General features: G+C 44.0%; 10 protein-coding genes. 4 read left to right on the plus strand and 6 right to left on the minus strand.

All coding sequences use genetic code 11. The features are described from left to right. Window positions 1–6 precede the first annotated feature (6 nt). The 3 genes from PPIS_RS04735 to PPIS_RS04745 all read left to right on the plus strand — a co-directional run bounded on the left by PPIS_RS04735 (window position 7) and on the right by PPIS_RS04745 (window position 3,590). A complete protein-coding gene (locus PPIS_RS04735; protein ID WP_010376946.1) occupies window positions 7–1,326 on the plus strand; it encodes a sigma-54-dependent transcriptional regulator in 1,320 nt (439 codons plus the stop codon). Further along, on the plus strand, window positions 1,323–2,660 hold the full coding sequence (locus PPIS_RS04740; RefSeq protein ID WP_010376948.1) for a sensor histidine kinase: 1,338 nt from the start codon (window positions 1,323–1,325) through the stop codon (window positions 2,658–2,660). The genes PPIS_RS04735 and PPIS_RS04740 overlap by 4 nt, the downstream gene beginning before the upstream one ends. A gap of 483 nt (window positions 2,661–3,143) precedes the next feature. Then, complete coding sequence (locus tag PPIS_RS04745; RefSeq protein WP_019647539.1) at window positions 3,144–3,590, plus strand: hypothetical protein; 447 nt, start codon at window positions 3,144–3,146, stop codon at window positions 3,588–3,590. A 57-nt stretch (window positions 3,591–3,647) separates the two neighbouring features. Here the strand turns inward: PPIS_RS04745 and PPIS_RS04750 are convergent, their stop codons facing one another. The 5 genes from PPIS_RS04750 to PPIS_RS04770 form a co-directional block, all read right to left on the minus strand. Next, window positions 3,648–5,090: a catalase gene (locus tag PPIS_RS04750; RefSeq protein ID WP_010376952.1), complete on the minus strand. Its 1,443-nt coding sequence runs from the start codon at window positions 5,088–5,090 to the stop codon at window positions 3,648–3,650. 219 nt (window positions 5,091–5,309) lie between these two features. Next, window positions 5,310–7,241 (minus strand): S41 family peptidase, encoded by a 1,932-nt coding sequence (locus PPIS_RS04755; protein ID WP_010376954.1) that lies wholly within the window; start codon window positions 7,239–7,241, stop codon window positions 5,310–5,312. Window positions 7,242–7,475: 234 nt separating this feature from the next. Next, window positions 7,476–9,185, minus strand: a complete 1,710-nt coding sequence (locus tag PPIS_RS04760) for an AMP-binding protein (RefSeq protein WP_010376956.1) — start codon at window positions 9,183–9,185, stop codon at window positions 7,476–7,478. Window positions 9,186–9,413: 228 nt separating this feature from the next. Continuing rightward, window positions 9,414–12,587: an efflux RND transporter permease subunit gene (locus tag PPIS_RS04765; protein WP_010376959.1), complete on the minus strand. Its 3,174-nt coding sequence runs from the start codon at window positions 12,585–12,587 to the stop codon at window positions 9,414–9,416. A gap of 4 nt (window positions 12,588–12,591) precedes the next feature. Next, window positions 12,592–13,764: an efflux RND transporter periplasmic adaptor subunit gene (locus tag PPIS_RS04770; RefSeq protein WP_010376961.1), complete on the minus strand. Its 1,173-nt coding sequence runs from the start codon at window positions 13,762–13,764 to the stop codon at window positions 12,592–12,594. A gap of 418 nt (window positions 13,765–14,182) precedes the next feature. On the opposite strand from PPIS_RS04770, the gene PPIS_RS04775 reads away from it, so the two are divergent. Further along, the gene (locus PPIS_RS04775) at window positions 14,183–14,785 is read left to right on the plus strand and encodes a TetR/AcrR family transcriptional regulator (protein ID WP_010376963.1); all 603 of its coding nucleotides are present in this window, start codon (window positions 14,183–14,185) and stop codon (window positions 14,783–14,785) included. On the opposite strand, the gene PPIS_RS04780 is transcribed toward PPIS_RS04775, so the two are convergent. Continuing rightward, window positions 14,769–16,613: an ABC transporter ATP-binding protein gene (locus tag PPIS_RS04780; RefSeq protein WP_010376965.1), complete on the minus strand. Its 1,845-nt coding sequence runs from the start codon at window positions 16,611–16,613 to the stop codon at window positions 14,769–14,771. The genes PPIS_RS04775 and PPIS_RS04780 overlap by 17 nt on opposite strands. Window positions 16,614–16,641 lie beyond the last annotated feature (28 nt).

The raw sequence follows: 16,641 nt of genomic DNA on the forward strand, positions 1-16,641 counted from the left end.
GCGTTCATGAGTGTATTGGTAATTGACGATAATCCGGATGTAATTCAAGCCATTAAAGTCCTTTTGTTGCTCAATGATATTCCGTGTGAAGGTGTTACCTCTCCGCAGCTGGGCCTAGAGAAGGTTCGTAGCAAACAGTTCGACTTAGTTATTCAAGATATGAACTTTACCCGAGACACCACCAGCGGTGCGGAAGGTAAAGCCCTGTATAAAGCCATTCGAGATTTAGAGCCTGATTTGCCAATCATTTTATTGACGGCTTGGACAAACCTTGAAATGGCGGTAGAGCTAATAAAAGATGGTGCGGCAGACTACTTAGCCAAACCTTGGAAAGACCATAAACTCGTCACCTCAGTGAAAAATTTGCTCGAAATGCGTGAATTGCAAGAGCAGGTGAGTAGTGCTGCTAATCAGCGTAATGTCAGATTACAAAAGCTAAAAGCGCAATACGACCTGTGTGGTGTGGTGGTTGCCGATCCGGCCATGTTGAGCTTGCTTGAAATGGCGACGCAGGTTGCGCACTCCGACGCGCCAATTCTGATCACAGGACCAAACGGCGCTGGTAAAGAGAAAATTGCAGAAATCGTGCAAGCCAATAGCAGCTATAAACATAAACCCTTTATTAAAGTGAATGCGGGGGCTATTCCGGCGGACCTCATTGAGGCCGAGTTATTTGGGGTTGAAAGTGGTGCTTATACAGGCGCACAAAAATCGAGGGCTGGACGTTTTGAAGCCGCCGATGGTGGCACTTTGTTTTTGGATGAAATCGGCAACTTGTCTTTGACAGGGCAACAAAAATTACTGAGGGTTTTACAAAGCGGTGAGTTTGAGCGCGTTGGCAGTAACGTGACCAAAAAGGTGAGCGTTAGGGTGATCAGTGCCACCAACAGTAATTTACCAGAGGCCATTCGCGCGGGTAGTTTTAGAGAAGACTTGTATTACCGAATTAACATGATTGAGCTGAAGCTAGCGCCATTATCTGAACGCAAAGAAGATATTACGGTGTTGGTGGAGAATTTTTTACCGAGCAATAAAACGATAAGCAACGCGGCAATGAAGCAGTTAAAGCATCATACTTGGCCTGGAAACGTTAGGGAGCTTGAAAACACCATAGGTCGTGCTGTGCTATTGAGCCCCGGGCAAGAAATTGAGTGTGAGCATTTAGCAATTCAAACACCACAACATGAAGAGCCGCTTGAATATACACAAGCAGATATCGAAGCCGCATTAGACAGCGCTGATGGCGTAGTCAGTAAAGCCGCAAGAAAGCTTGGGTTAAGTCGGCAAGCACTATACCGGAGAATGGAGAAGTTTGGCTTAAAATGATGGTGTCTCTTCAAGCAGCGGTGTCTGCATGCCTATTTGTATCACTATTAGTGTTTGCGGCTATTCTATGGCTGGCAGCTTTATTTGCAATACCATTTACTCTGGCAATTCCACTGGGGCTACTTGTTGCGGCGGTAGTAGGCGTTATCGGTATCAGTTACTTTTTCTCTCGCCAACAACGGATCATAGATTGCTTAACGGACGGGATCCGCAGTTTTAAAGATCAAGACTTTTCAGTTCAAATTACGCATTTTGAAAGCATAGAAATGTCTGATCTAATTTTGGAATATAATCGTTTATCGACAACACTAAAAAAGCAGCGCCACGCTACTAGCCAAAGGGAGTTACTACTCGATACCATTTTGCAGGTGTCGCCGGTGTCGATTATATTACTCAATCAGTTTGATCAGGTTGTATATGCCAACGACAAAGCTGGGAAATTACTCAATAACAAAAAATCTTTAAGTGGCCTTGTACTTCATCATGCCATCGCGAATGCAGATCCTAAGCTGCAAACAATTTTGCTACAAAAAGAATCCGGGTTTGTGACTTTTCAAGCCAATGATGAAAAGCAGAGCTATTACTTTTCAAGGCAGAGTATCACACTCAACCACCAGCCGCATGTGTTGCTTATGTGTCAAAACCTATCTAGCGAAATGAGCCGCCAAGAGGTAGGGCTTTGGAAAAACGCCATTCGGCTGATAAGTCATGAGCTCAATAATTCATTAGCGCCCATTTCTTCGTTGACGAACTCCGCAAATACAATTGTAGAGCGAAGCGCCAAAGAGCAAAACCACGCCCTTATTCAACTATTGCCCGAAATGCTTTCGACGATTAACCGCCGCACCGAAAACTTGAGTGAATTTGTGGCTAAATATAGCGAATTTGCAAGATTACCTGCGCCACATATTACAGAGCAACCCTTGCAGCCCTTACTTGATACCGTTGGTAAGCTTTATGATTTTACTTTGCTGGCAGCACTTCCTTTGGAGCGCGCTTTTTTTGATCCCATACAGGTAGAGCAGGTGATGATAAACTTAATAAAGAATGCACACGAATCAGGCTCAGAGGTGAGCGAAATAGGTGTGAAGCTGCTGGTTGACTACCAACGACTAATCGTTGTAGTTGTTGACAGAGGCGCAGGGATGGAAGAAGAAAAGCTAGCAAACGCAGTACTGCCATTCTTTTCTACTAAACCCAGTGGCACAGGCATAGGACTTAGTATTTGTAATGAAGTTGCCATTGCCCACGGTGGACAACTTAAGCTATTTAATCGCGAAAAGGGCGGACTAATGGTGCAGTTTGATCTGCCTCTCGTTGCACCTAAAGCATAGCGTTGTCATTGCACCAACCCATATCGGGTGGGAGCGGATTCACTCCGCGATATTTGGGTTTTAATGGCGTATCTTAAGCAGCGAAAATCTCTTTGTCGTGATAAATCACAATCTACCAGTCAGCTGCGCTGCTAAAGCAAATATTGTCCTAAAAGCTCAATTTCTGGTAGGAGCGGGTTCACCCCGCGATCTTTTTGGTTTTAATGCCGTATTTCAGGCGGCGGAAATCTCTTTGTCGTGATAAATCACGACCTACAAATAATAAGCTTCACAGGTTTATTTTATTGACTTCACTTTTTACTAAACGTATGTAGGGTGGGAGCGGGTTCACCCCGCGATCTTTGGGTTTTAATGCCGTATCTTAGGCGGCAGAAATCCTTTGGTCAGATAAATCACGACCTACAAATAAAACCGGTTGAGCGCATATCTATCGACAGGCAAAGGCAGAACAGCGATACTCAAGCAAGTTGACAATATAGGGAAATGAATTTGAACGCGCAAACTCAAACGACCAACCATTTTTTACTCTTCGCGGGTGTGTGTACAGTCATTGCAGCAGTGGCGCACATTGGCTGCATCATCTTCGGTGCACCTTGGTATCGCTTTTTTGGTGCCGGTGAGGAAATGGCTACTATGGCGGAGCAAGGGTTTATTTATCCTCACCTTATCACTGCCGTTATCGCTACGATTTTACTGCTCTGGTCATGCTACGCGTTTTCAGGGGCGAAACGGATCCGACAATTACCTATGCTTAAAATCGCCCTGTGTATAATAAGTGCAATCTTTTTAATAAGGGGAATTGGCTTTGTTTTTATCATGCCAACGATCCCTGATAACAGCATGACGTTTTGGCTGGTGAGTTCCTCAATTTGTTTGGTAATAGGAGGGGCTTACGCGCTTGGAACCAAAAAGGCATGGTCACAAATCTAACAGCTTTAAAAGCTAGCACTCAGGTACTAGCTTTTTGTTCAGATTGGTTAGTTAATCTTATTTATTCAGTGCCGTTCTAACGCCGGCTTCAAGTTCTTCGTGAACAGATTTAAATAACCCAAGTTGGCGTTCTATGATATGTTCAGGTACACCCGCCATCGCGCGTGCTATGTTGCCGTACAAGCGCTGCTTTTGGGCATCATCAAATAAGCAATATAGAGCACGAGGCTGTGAAAAATCATCATTGTCTTTGCGGTGGTCGTATCTATCCGCCATTCCCTCAAGTTCAAGAGCAGGGCGTTTATACTCTGGATTCTCTTTTGGGCCTCCCATCGAGTTAGGCTCGTAGTAAGCATCTTCGTTACCACCGGGTTCATTGTTAAAGAATCGCATTGCACCGTCTTTGTGATAATGATGCACAGGGCATTTTGGGCGATTAACAGGTAATGCCTCATAATGCGTACCGAGTCGGTAGCGGTGAGCATCTGCATAGGAGAAAATGCGTGCTTGCAACATTTTATCCGGAGAAAATCCAATGCCAGATACCACGTTAGACGGACTAAATGCGGCTTGTTCTATCTCTGCAAAATAATTGTCTGGTACGCGATTTAATTCGAGTGTGCCAACATCGATGAGTGGAAAGTCGCCATGCGGCCAGACTTTGGTTAAATCAAACGGATTGTGTTGGAACTGTTTTGCTTGCGCTTCAGTCATCACCTGAATTTTCATATCCCATTTCGGATAATTTCCGCGCTCTATGGCTTCAAGCAAGTCCTCTTGAAAGCTCTCTCTGCTTTCGCCAATTACTGATTTTGACTCTTCATCGGTATGATGCTGGTGGCCTTGTTGGGTTTTCATATGAAACTTCACCCAAACTCTTTGGTTTTCGTCGTTAATCAAACTAAAGGTGTGAGAGCCATAACCGTTCATGTGTCTCACATCTGTTGGCAAGCCACGGTCAGACATTAAAATTAATACTTGATGCAGGCTTTCTGGCGACAGTGACCAAAAATCCCATTGCGCAGTGTTGGAACGCAAGTTGGTTTTTGGGTGGCGCTTTTGGGTGTGAATAAAATCAGGGAATTTATACGGATCACGGACAAAAAATACGGGGGTATTATTACCAACTAAATCCCAATTTCCTTCTTCAGTGTAAAACTTTATCGAGAAACCTCTTACGTCACGCTCCGCATCCGCAGCCCCTTTTTCTCCGGCTACCGTTGAAAAGCGCATCAGAATGTCGGTTTGCTTACCAACCTCAGCAAATAGCTTTGCCTTGGTATATCGGCTTATGTCGTTTGTTACCGTAAATGTTCCAAACGCACCCCATCCTTTAGCATGCACGGTACGCTCTGGTATACGCTCTCTATTTTGATGCGCCAGTTTTTCGATTAACTGGTAATCTTCAACCAATAAGGGGCCTCTAGAACCTGCGGTCAAACTATTTTGATTATCGGCGATTGGATTACCAGCTGTGGTGGTTAATGGACACTTGGTCATTGCTCGTTTCCTTCATATAAAATTTAGAAATTAACAGCAATAAATGAACCAAAATAAAAGTGAAATAAAAACAATTGGTTATAGATCTTGTCGGCGGGGGTTGTGAGTTTTACTGAGCAAAGTTTTCAGAGTGATGTAAGCGCTACATGAAATATGTAGGCGGTTGAAATGCAGCGGTTTTATCCGCTGCATTTTTAGAAATTAATCGTAGCTAAAGTTTTAGAAAAACCTCGTTGAATTCCATAAACGAGTTTTACCACTATCTAACCCAACAAACTGCACTGTACCTGTCGTTACGTTACTTGGTAATGTATAGCTAATCGTTTTAGCTTGAGTACCATACGCAAATGCAGAAATACGTTTTACTTTAGTACCATCAATGTAAACGTCTACGTACTCTGTATTGGTTACATCAAAATTATACACGCCGTTAGTTTCAGCAACCGACGCAAATCTATCTGAATTAAATGCTACCGTTGCTCGCGCCGTGGGTTTTGCGAGTAACTTACGAGCGATCGTATTGAAATCTTGAGCATCACCATCGAATATGTCTTCAACGTTATAACTGACAACTTCATTGGCAACACAGCCGTAGTCCTCAATGAGCGCATTGATGTGATGACCTTGACGTACCGACTGACGCCAAGACACCCGCATACTTTGATCATAAGGTAGCGCTTGATATGGTGCACCCACGTACTGTACAAATAAACCATGCTCAATTACGTTTGCGCCACCTGCACCTGTACGTTCGTGCTGTCCAAATACGGTTGCAATACCATTATCTTGCATACCACATGTGAACATATCACCTGCAGAGTAGGTGTTAGCGTTTGCCCAAACCCCCACGTTACCATAATATGCCTGACCAATCTGGTTTGCTGCATCTTTTGTCATGAATGAGGTTGCAGCAGAGTATTGTTCATTGGTGCCTTGTACGTCGGCCAATACTTGGTGCCAATTATCACTTAGGTAAGTACCGAACAGCGAATTATTTAGAATATGGTGGTTCTCAGGTGTGTTGATAAAACGTACATGAGATGGAGTAACACGTTTTGGTGTAAACAGTTGTAGCAAATAGTCGTTGTATAGAATATTGCCGCCAGGGTTACTTCTAACATCAATAATAAGTGCTTTCGTGTCACTTAGCTGGTTATCTAAGATATCTATGATGGCAACAAGGGCGGTGTTAGTTCCATTTTTAGGTGAAAAAGAGGCAATCTTAATGTAGCCGACGGATTCGCCGTCTACTTGCACCTTATTCCATGTTACCGTCGGCTCAGCTGTGGCATTCGCTGCTAGGGCTAAAGCACCATCTTGTGCGGCCGCTTCTAACTCTTTAAATGTAGCAAATTCATAGTTAATACTTTGCGTAAACTGCGCTGTATCATCTTCTGTATTCGCTTGTGTACTCGGATTTCCGTTATAAACCAACCAAGGCAAGTTAACGCTATATATTTCGCCCGTTTCGTAAGATTCCAAAGTAAGCGCTAGCGCGTCATTTTGTGGCGGCATCTGTTTATTATGTGATTTGATAGTCAAGTTGTTTAACGCACCAACAAACCCGCCATCTGGGTTAGCCCCACCGCCTTGGAATAGTGTGTTGTTTACCACATCAGACACTGCTTGGCCGTTGTATGCAATGACTTTATCGCCTAAAGAAACCGTTGATGTATCTGGTGCAAGTACGGTGTAGTTTTGCCAGATGCGGTTTACGCGTACTTCCTTGCTGCCATCTGCATTAACGGTTTGTGCAAAATGAACTGGCACAAAAGAAACAAAGTTTTTCATTGGTGCCGGGTAGTTATAGTCCAAATGAAAATCTCGCTGAGATAAGAAGATCTTTTGCAGCTGCTGATGAAATTGAGAAGAACTTAGATTTCCCATGTTATTGATTAAGTCGTCTACTGCAACTACTGGGTCTAAGTGTCCGGCCGGAGAAAGTCCGTAGTACAGGTTTTTTGCGTATTTATTGACGTATAAACCGTCAAGCAATAGTTTCGCTTGCTCAGCTACAAGCGCTTTTTGTTCATAACTATAATCTTGAATACTAATTTGGTCGCGTGTGTCCTCAAGATAGGATATTTGTGCCATAGCACCCGATGTAAAGCTTAATGCCAAAAGACTGGCAACTGTTGATAATTTAAACATATTGTTATTGTCCTGTATATAGAAACAAAACTGTTTTATATCTTTTGGGTACAAAAGTCGATAGGTGTTAAACAAAATGATAATAATTCATTGCTTTTATGTGTGTTAATTAAACCGAACTTCTTACTCGTTGCAGGCTAACTAAAGAGATTATTGGCAGGATTTTGCTTTAGAGGATTATTTTAGTTGCCACGCAAAACCCTTTTGCGTGGCAACAAAGATGTCGAACGCAAATTACGCTGTTTGATGTAACTCTTGCTCCATTTGATCTCTCATTTTAAACTTTTGTAGCTTACCCGTTACCGTCATCGGATAGGCGTCAACCAATTTGATGTATTTTGGTACTTTGAAATAGGCCAGTTTATCTTTTAAAAATACACGAATATCTTCTTCCGAAATATAGTGTCCGGGCTTAAGTTGAACCCAAACACATACTTCCTCACCATACTTTTCGTCTTTGATCCCAAATACAGCGGCATCCTGAATATCATCATGATGATAAAGCACCTCCTCAATTTCTCTGGGGTAAATATTCTCGCCACCGCGAATGATCATGTCTTTTATGCGGCCGACGATGCTAACGAAACCTTCGTCGTCCATTACCCCTAAATCACCAGAGTGTAGCCAGCCGTCGTCATCTATGGTCGCCGCCGTTTTTTCTGGGTCTTGCCAATAGCCTTTCATTACACAATATCCTCTGGCACATACTTCACCAGGCGTACCAATTGGGGCAATATGTCCTAGCTCGTCAATAATTTTGACCTCGGTATGTGGCATCGCGCGACCAACAGTCTGCACGCGTTTTTCTACAGGCGAATCGATCTCGGTAATATTGTTGATTGGGCTGCACTCGGTTTGCCCGTAACCAATGAGTACATCGGTCATATGCATTTGGGTTTGTACTTGGCGCATGACCTTTTCTGGGCAGGTGGAACCTGCCATCACCCCAGTGCGCAGCGAAGATAAATCAAACTGCGTAAAGTCTGAGTGTTCTAATTGTGCGATAAACATTGTCGGTACACCATGAAGCCCGGTGCATTTTTCTCGTTCAACAACTTCTAAGGTGATAAGTGGATCAAAGCTATCGTTAGGGAATACAGCGCACGCCCCTTTACTGATACAAACGAGATTACCGAGCACCATGCCAAAACAATGATAAAGCGGCACAGGAATACAAAGCTTATCTTGCTCTGTGAGCTTCATGGCATTGGCGACGAGCAATCCATTATTGAGGATATTACTGTGGGTGAGGGTGGCGCCTTTTGGGTTGCCAGTAGTACCTGAAGTAAATTGAATATTGATAGCATCACAGGCACTGAGGTTGGCTGCAATCGCATTTGCCTCAAGATAGTGGGCATCATTAGCTTTAGATAACAAAGTGCTGAAATTCATTAGACCTGGTTCAATATCCTCGTCGATAAGCACAATCTGTTTGAGTGAGGGAAGGCGCTGTGAAGATAATTCGCCAAACATACAGTCATAAGATTCTGGTGCCAGCTCTCTTATCATGTCGACGTAATGGCTATGTTTAAAAGACTTCGCCATAACTAACATCTTACACTCAACGTTGTTTAGCACGTATTCAAGCTCACTTGGGCGATAGGCGGGGTTAATGCACACCATAATTGCACCAATTTTAGCGGTTGCGAATTGCACTAGACTCCATTCAAGATTGTTTGGAGACCAAATCCCAACTCTATCCCCTGGTTGTATGCCTACAGCTAAAAGACTTGCGGCAAGTTGATTTATTTTTGCCAGATACTCACGATAATTTAATCGAACTGATTGATGAGAGACAACAATGGCGTCTCTTTCTGGGTAATTGTCGACAATATCTTCTAGATATTGCCCTATAGTGAGGTGAGTCAGCGGTGCTACTTGGGGGCCTTTGAAGTAACTCTTTGTAAGTGTACTTGCATTTATTAATTGGCTCTCTGTTGTCATATCTTGTCCTTGCTGTTGATCTCTAGTTTTTATCATTATGCTTTATCAATGATAACCTAATTGTCGACAAAATCAAGTGCGATTGGACGAAAAGCATGAAATTACGACTAATGGATAGTGATAAAGTGCGTGATGGCAAGATAGTGGAAAGGCGGTTGTAACTTTATCAGACATATAAAAAAACGCCTGAAAGTTCAGGCGTTTTGTGGTTTAACTTAAGGGATGTTATTAAGCTAATCCTTCATCTGTATCGACATGTTCATCTTTATGATGCTTCGCGATTTCATCTGAAAGCTCTTGCTTAGAACGCTTCTCTGACATCCTTCTTGCCATTAGCCAATAGAAGAATAGTGGCAAGAAGAATACTGCGAGGAAGGTAGCCGAGAGCATACCACCCATTACGCCAGTACCGACACTGTGCCTTGCTCCTGCGCCAGCTCCAGAACTCATCACCAGTGGAACTACACCAAGTATGAAAGCAAGTGAAGTCATGATAATAGGTCTAAAACGCAGTCTTGCCGCTTCAAGGGCTGCGGTTGCTGGACTCCACCCTTCTTGATACTTCATTAGCGCGTACTCGACAATAAGAATGGCATTCTTACTGGCAAGGCCAAGCAGGGTAACCAAGCCGATTTGGAAGTAAACGTCGTTGGTCAGCCCTGCAATCCAGATTGAGACCAACGCACCAAAAGTACCAAACGGTAGCGCTAACATAACCGAGAATGGCAATGACCAGCGCTCATAAAGTGCTGCGAGGATCAAAAATACCATGATCACGGCCATACCGAGCGCAATACCGGTTGTGCCAGAGTTTTGCTTTTCTTGGAACGCGGAACCCGTCCACTCGTAAGTCATATCTGGTGGTAGCACTTTGTTGGCGATACGCTCAAACTCCGCGATAGCTTGACCTGAGCTGTAGCCAGGTGCTGCTTCGCCCATTAACTTAACTGCAGATAAGTTATTGTAACGATTCATGGTTTCCGGACCGCGACTATACTCAACATCCGTAAATGCAGAAATTGGTACCATTTCGCCACGATTGTTTTTCACATAAATGCGGCCAACATCTTCCGGTGTCATTCTAAACTCGGCTTCTGCGGACATAATCACCTGCCATGCACGACCAAACTTATTGAAGTCGTTGACGTAGTAATTACCTAAATTGGCTGCAAGTGCGTTAAACGCAGAATTGATATTAACCCCCATGGCACGCGCTTGTTCACGATCCATATGCACCTTTAGCTGCGGAGCATCAGGACGCCATAGCGTTTGAATGCCTGTAAGAATAGGGCTCTTCTGCGCCTCGGCCATGATCATCTGCATGCCTTGCTTCAATTTAGCGGGATCAGAGCCGCCTTTATTTTGCAAGAAGACTTCAAATCCGCCTGTTGTACCCAAGCCGAAAATTGGCGGTGGGTTAAACGCCAGCACTAATGCTTCGTTAATATGCGCGGTTTTCATAAATAGCTCACCAACAAGTTCCTTCGCCGACACATCGCGTTCATCCCAATGTGTTTGCGTCACGAACATAGTCGCCGCGCTGTTTTTGAAGCCACCACCGATGAAGTCCATCCCCGTAAACGCCACGACGTTTTCGTTAGCTGGGTTTGACTTCGCAGCAGCGATTACTTCATCAGCCACTTTAGCGGTGCGCTCTAATGAAGATCCATCAGGCAAGAACACAGCAATCATGTAGTAACCTTGGTCTTCGTCTGGTACCAAAGAGCTTGGTGTTTTTTGCCACAGGAATACTGTCGCACCAATCATCGCTACCATCAATGTTAGGCCTACAAAACCACGGCGAACCATAAAGCTAACCGCGCCAACATAGCGTCCGGTTACACGATGGAACCAGTCATTGAACCACAAGAAAAACTTGGCATCTTGTTTGTGCTCGTGCTTAAGCAGCAATACACAAAGTGCAGGTGTCATCGTCAGTGCAACCACACCGGATAAACTTACAGAGATAGAGATTGTGATCGCAAATTGGCGGAATAGTTCGCCTGTTAACCCACCTAGGAAAGCGATAGGTACAAACACCGAACACAATACCAATACAATCGCGACTACGGGGCCGCTTACTTCCTGCATCGCTTTAACTGCGGCTTCTCTAGCCTGCAAGCCTTGCTCATGCATAATACGCTCGACATTCTCAAGTACCACGATGGCGTCATCTACCACAATACCAATCGATAACACCATGCCGAACAGCGTTAGCGTGTTAATCGAGTAACCGAGCATATACAGACCTGCAAATGTACCAAGTAACGAGACCGGAACTGCAAGCGTTGGAATTAGCGTTGCGCGCCAGTTTTGCAAGAACAGGTAAACCACTAAGAATACCAAAATCATTGCTTCACCAAGCGTTTTTAACACCTCTCGAATTGAGACTTCTACAAAGCGTGTGGTGTCGTAAGAGTTAACGTGAGCGAGGCCAGTAGGGAACTGAGGTTTGATCTGTTCAATTTCAGCCTCTACTGCTTTAGCCACGTCAAGCGCATTCGCGCCCGGTTGCAAGAATACACCGAGTAATACCGCTTCCTTACCGTTAATAGTACCTTGGAAGTTATAGTCTTTAGAACCAAGCTCTACGCGAGCAACATCCTTAAGGCGCAGTGTTGAGCCATCAGGGTTTGCACGAACGATGATATTTTCGAACTCTTCAGCCGTCGATAAACGTCCTTTCGCGGTGACACTATAAACTAGCGATTGCGCGTCTTGAGAAGTCGGTGTTGCACCAATACTACCCGCTGCATACTGAGAGTTTTGCTCTCTAATTGCTCCCGCTATATCGTCTGCTGTGACTTGCAGTTGACTCATAATGTCCGGGCGCAACCAAATACGCATGGCATAGTCTTTAGCACCGAAGATCTGCACGTTAGTCGTACCAGGAATACGTTTGACGCGGTCAAGGATATTCATGGTGACGTAGTTAGATGTCCAGAGACTTTCTCGAGTACCATCTGGCGAATAGAATGCGTGTACTTGTAAGAAGTTAGAAGATGTCTTTTGAACTACCACGCCTTGGCGTCTAGTTTCTTCAGGGAGACGAGCCTCGACTTGCTTAACACGGTTGTTAACATCTACCGCGGCTTGATCAACATCCGTTCCAATCTCAAAAGTTACTGCAATAGTCGTTACACCGGAGTTGGTACTGGTTGATGTCATGTACATCATGCCTTCAACACCGGTAATCGCGTTTTCGATAGGAGTTGCTACGGTTTGTTCTAGTACATCCGCTGATGCACCAGGATATACTGCACGCACCTCAACTTGAGGTGGTGTAATTTCGGGATACTGTGCGACAGGCAAACTACGCATTGCAGCAAGCCCGGCAAGCACTATCACGATAGAGATAACAAAGGCAAAAATAGGCCTGTTTATGAAATATTTGGAGAACATCAGATTATTCTCCTTGCTCGCTCACAGATACTGGCATACCAGGGAAGAAGATCCTCGCCATACCTTCAACGATGACAGGTTGACCTTCTTTTAAGCCTTCGCGAATAACCCACATATTTTCATTATTAAGCTTGACCCATTCACCAACTTTGACCGGCGCAGGTAGGGCTACGGTTGCACCTTGTTCATTTTTGGTAGCAATGTACACAAATTTCCCCGTACCATTGTCTAGTACCGCTTTTTGCGGAAGCACAATAGCGTTATTGCGTACCGCACCAGAGAGCTTAACTCGCACAAATTGACCCGGTCTTAACTCGCCGTTTTCATTAGGAATACGAGCTTGTAACTCACTGGTACCCGTAAAGCGATTTACCCTAACGTCGCTAAAGTTTACTTTACCGGCTTGTCCATAGAGTGAACCGTCTTGCAGAATAATCGTGGTATCAAATTCATTATGAGCTGGTAATGACAATGAGCCATTTTCTACATCTTGGCGCATTGTTAGCTGCTCACGCTCTGAAAAGCCGAAGCGAGCACGAATAGTGCTGATGTCAGTAAGTTCAGTTAATAGTACACTCGGACCGGAAACATAACTGCCTTCTGACATTAGCTCACGACCCACGATACCAGAAACTGGCGCTTCAACTTTGGCGTATTCAAGGTCTAGCTTAGCTTCACTCAATGCGACTTTTGCAGATTCTAAATTCGCAACTGCAATATCGTAGGCCGATACTGAGTTATCAAAGTCGCGCTTTGATACCGAACGCTCATTCTTCAAACGCTCAAGCCTTTCGCTCTCGCGCTTAGTTTGATCAACGTTTGCTTTTGCTGCCTGAAGTGCTGCCTGCGCTTTGTCTACCGCTAATTCAAAAGGTTTAAGTTCGATGGTGAATAGTGAATGACCAGCTTTTACAAACTGACCTTCCTCAAAGTTGCGAGATTCGATTATCCCAGAAACTCGAGAGCGAATTTCTACTTCCTTATCACCCGCGAGGGTCGCTGGAAGTTCGATATCGAATGGCACTGATTGAGTAGTAACTTGTTGTACACTCACTTGCGCAGGCGGCATTGCGTGGCCCCCTTGCTGTGGTGCTTCTGAACACGCTGACAAAGTGCCTAACGTGAGCATTAAAAAAGATAGGTGTTTAACACGACTGCGTATTGATGCTGGATACATGAACACTCCAATTCCTATATTATCATTGTATGCTGCCCCCACTTTAGCGGGGAACTACCTTGCAATTTGCCTTTAATAACGCACACTCGACTGGATGCAATCAGACAAGTGACTTCATTTCATACCTTAACCACACCAAAGTAAAGGCTATTTGTTCGACAATTAAACAAGTAAACGGTAGTGTATACTTAAAGAAATAAAAGGTAAACGGTTGCGTGTACTTTTCTTCAATTTAGGTATACGATCATGTGTACTTTTTATTAACGACTTTATTGATTAAAATAAAGGGAATGTTGATTTATTACAAAGAAGGCTTATCTCTGTATAGAGAGGTGGTTCTTGGTATACAACTGACCATGTGAGTAGCAGCTATCAAAGGCTCGCTTTTCCCACTATTAATTAAAGACAGAATAAGTAAATGACGCAACTTTCACCAAAACAGCAGTCAATTTTATGTGCAGCGATAGAAGAGTTCGCTCAAAAAGGCTTGCAGGCGACGACGATGGAGTCGATCAGTCAATCAGCGGAAGTATCAAAGCGCACGTTATACAAACATTACTCGACCAAAGACGAGCTCTTTGATGCCGTTGTTGAGCTGTTAATTGAGCGGATAAAGCCGATAACTGCGATACAATTTATCCCAAACTATGATTTTTCAGTGCAATTGCAACATCTTGCGAAAAGCGCAATGACTTTGTTGAATGACGAGGATTATATGCGTTTGTCGCGTATTGTGATGATTGAATCGATGCGTAGCTTTGAGCAAGCACAGAATCTAAATGAAAAGTTTAGTCATTGTGAAGCCGCGATGATCCAATGGTTCGAAGATGCGGCGAATTCAGGGTGTCTTGGTAGTTTTGATGCGGACTTTGCCGCAGCGTACTTTTTGGGCGCACTGAAAAAGCTAGGCTATTGGGAACGCGCGATAAAATGGCAAGCTCCGCTTCCAGAAGCAGAGCTTGATATATTAGTTGAAAAGGCGGTCGCGCTATTTTGTAACGGCGTTACTCAACCCCAATAAATCCACCGGTTTGATGCGACCAAAGTTTGGCGTAAATACCACCTAAGGCTAGCAAGGATTGATGGCTTCCTTCTTCTACTATCCGACCTTCATCCATTACGATTAATCTGTCCATTTGTGCAATTGTGGATAATCTATGGGCAATTGCAATAACGGTTTTACCTTCCATCAGTGCATCTAAGCTCTCTTGGATGGCTTGCTCAACCTCAGAATCCAAAGCAGAAGTGGCTTCGTCTAAAATTAAAATTGGCGCATTTTTTAGTAATACACGAGCAATGGCGATACGTTGGCGTTGGCCACCTGATAGTTTCACACCACGTTCACCGACTTGTGCGTCAAAGCCGGTATTTCCGTGGCTGTCTTCTAAGTCTTGGATAAAATCATAAGCCTGCGCTTCTTTTGTTGCGGCTATTAATTCTTCCTCTGATGCATCAGGGCGACCATAAAGGATATTGTCGCGTACGCTGCGATGGAGCAAAGAAGTATCTTGCGTCACCATAGCGATATGACGTCGTAAGCTTTCCTGCTTTACTTTAGCAATATTTTGGCCATCAATTTCGATGCTGCCGCCGTCGGTATCGTAGAATCTCAGTAATAAGTTCACTAAGGTCGACTTCCCCGCACCTGAGCGGCCAACTACACCAATTTTCTCGCCGGGTTTGATATGTAGGTTCAGGTTATCGATGACGTTATGTTGTCTCGCTGCATCCTTACGCTTATAAGCGAAGGTAGTGTTACAAAAGTCGATTTTTCCGGCTTTAAAATCTAACTGCGGCGCTGTTTGTTGATCAACAATATCAAGCGGTCTTGAGAGCGTGTTCATGCCGTCTGCAACTGTACCAATATTTTCGAATAGGCCGCTAATTTCCCACATTATCCACTGCGCCATACCATTTAGTCGTAAGGCTAAGCCTACTGTAATTGCGATTGCACCAGCGGTTATCGCATTGAAAGACCATAAATAGATGGAAAGTGCCGCGACGGAAAATACCAAAAGATAATTTAAGGCCTGAATACTAACGTTTAAGCTAGTTGCTAAGCGCATTTGCTTATATACAGGTTGAATAAATACATCCATGCTATCTCTAGCATATTCTTCTTCTCGTTTGGTATAAGAGAAAAGCTTTACGGTTGAAATATTGGTGTAGCTATCAACTATCCTTCCTGTCATTTCTGAGCGCGCGTCAGCCTGTTCACTAGAAACACGTTTTAACTTAGGAACAAAATAAAATTGGAAACAGATATAGCAGCCAAGCCAAATAACCAGCGGGATCATCAAACGTATATCACTGCTTGCAACAAGCGCGAGCATTGCGGTGAAGTACACTAAAATATATACCAGCACATCGAGTAGTTTCATGACTGATTCGCGCACGGCTAGGGCAGTTTGCATCACTTTAGTTGCAATACGTCCTGCAAACTCGTTTTGATAGAATGTCATAGACTGCTTTAGCAAGTAGCGATGTGCCTGCCAGCGAATAGCCATTGGGTAATTACCCAATAAACTCTGATGTAAAATGGCGCTGTGAAAAAAGACTAACAGTGGCAATGCCACTAACGTGATCACAGACATTCGAATTAACTCGGTTTGCTTGGCCTCAAACAGAGTTTGTGGTGTATAAGTTGAGAGCCAGTCAACTAAATCACCCATAAAGCCAAATAATGTTACTTCCAAAATTGCGAGGATCGCGGCACTTAGCGACATAAATAGCAAGGGTAATTCCATTCCCTTAGTGTAGAAGCGACAGAAAGCCAACAAACCTTGTGGTGGCTGACCAACTTCTTGCTCGGGAAAGGGCTTGGTAAAGCGTTCAAATACTCGATACATGGATGATCCCTAAATTTGTTCAGAAGCT

The organism is Pseudoalteromonas piscicida (assembly GCF_000238315.3).
GTDB lineage: Bacteria > Pseudomonadota > Gammaproteobacteria > Enterobacterales > Alteromonadaceae > Pseudoalteromonas > Pseudoalteromonas piscicida.

What these genes read in the sequence shown, in the direction of transcription:
- PPIS_RS04735 (WP_010376946.1), top strand. Translation starts at nt 7, where the DNA reads ATGAGTGTATTGGTAATTGACGATAATCCGGATGTAATTCAAGCCATT.
- PPIS_RS04740 (WP_010376948.1), top strand. Translation starts at nt 1,323, where the DNA reads ATGATGGTGTCTCTTCAAGCAGCGGTGTCTGCATGCCTATTTGTATCA.
- PPIS_RS04745 (WP_019647539.1), top strand. Translation starts at nt 3,144, where the DNA reads ATGAATTTGAACGCGCAAACTCAAACGACCAACCATTTTTTACTCTTC.
- PPIS_RS04750 (WP_010376952.1), bottom strand. Translation starts at nt 5,090, where the DNA reads ATGACCAAGTGTCCATTAACCACCACAGCTGGTAATCCAATCGCCGAT.
- PPIS_RS04755 (WP_010376954.1), bottom strand. Translation starts at nt 7,241, where the DNA reads ATGTTTAAATTATCAACAGTTGCCAGTCTTTTGGCATTAAGCTTTACA.
- PPIS_RS04760 (WP_010376956.1), bottom strand. Translation starts at nt 9,185, where the DNA reads ATGACAACAGAGAGCCAATTAATAAATGCAAGTACACTTACAAAGAGT.
- PPIS_RS04765 (WP_010376959.1), bottom strand. Translation starts at nt 12,587, where the DNA reads ATGTTCTCCAAATATTTCATAAACAGGCCTATTTTTGCCTTTGTTATC.
- PPIS_RS04770 (WP_010376961.1), bottom strand. Translation starts at nt 13,764, where the DNA reads ATGTATCCAGCATCAATACGCAGTCGTGTTAAACACCTATCTTTTTTA.
- PPIS_RS04775 (WP_010376963.1), top strand. Translation starts at nt 14,183, where the DNA reads ATGACGCAACTTTCACCAAAACAGCAGTCAATTTTATGTGCAGCGATA.
- PPIS_RS04780 (WP_010376965.1), bottom strand. Translation starts at nt 16,613, where the DNA reads ATGTATCGAGTATTTGAACGCTTTACCAAGCCCTTTCCCGAGCAAGAA.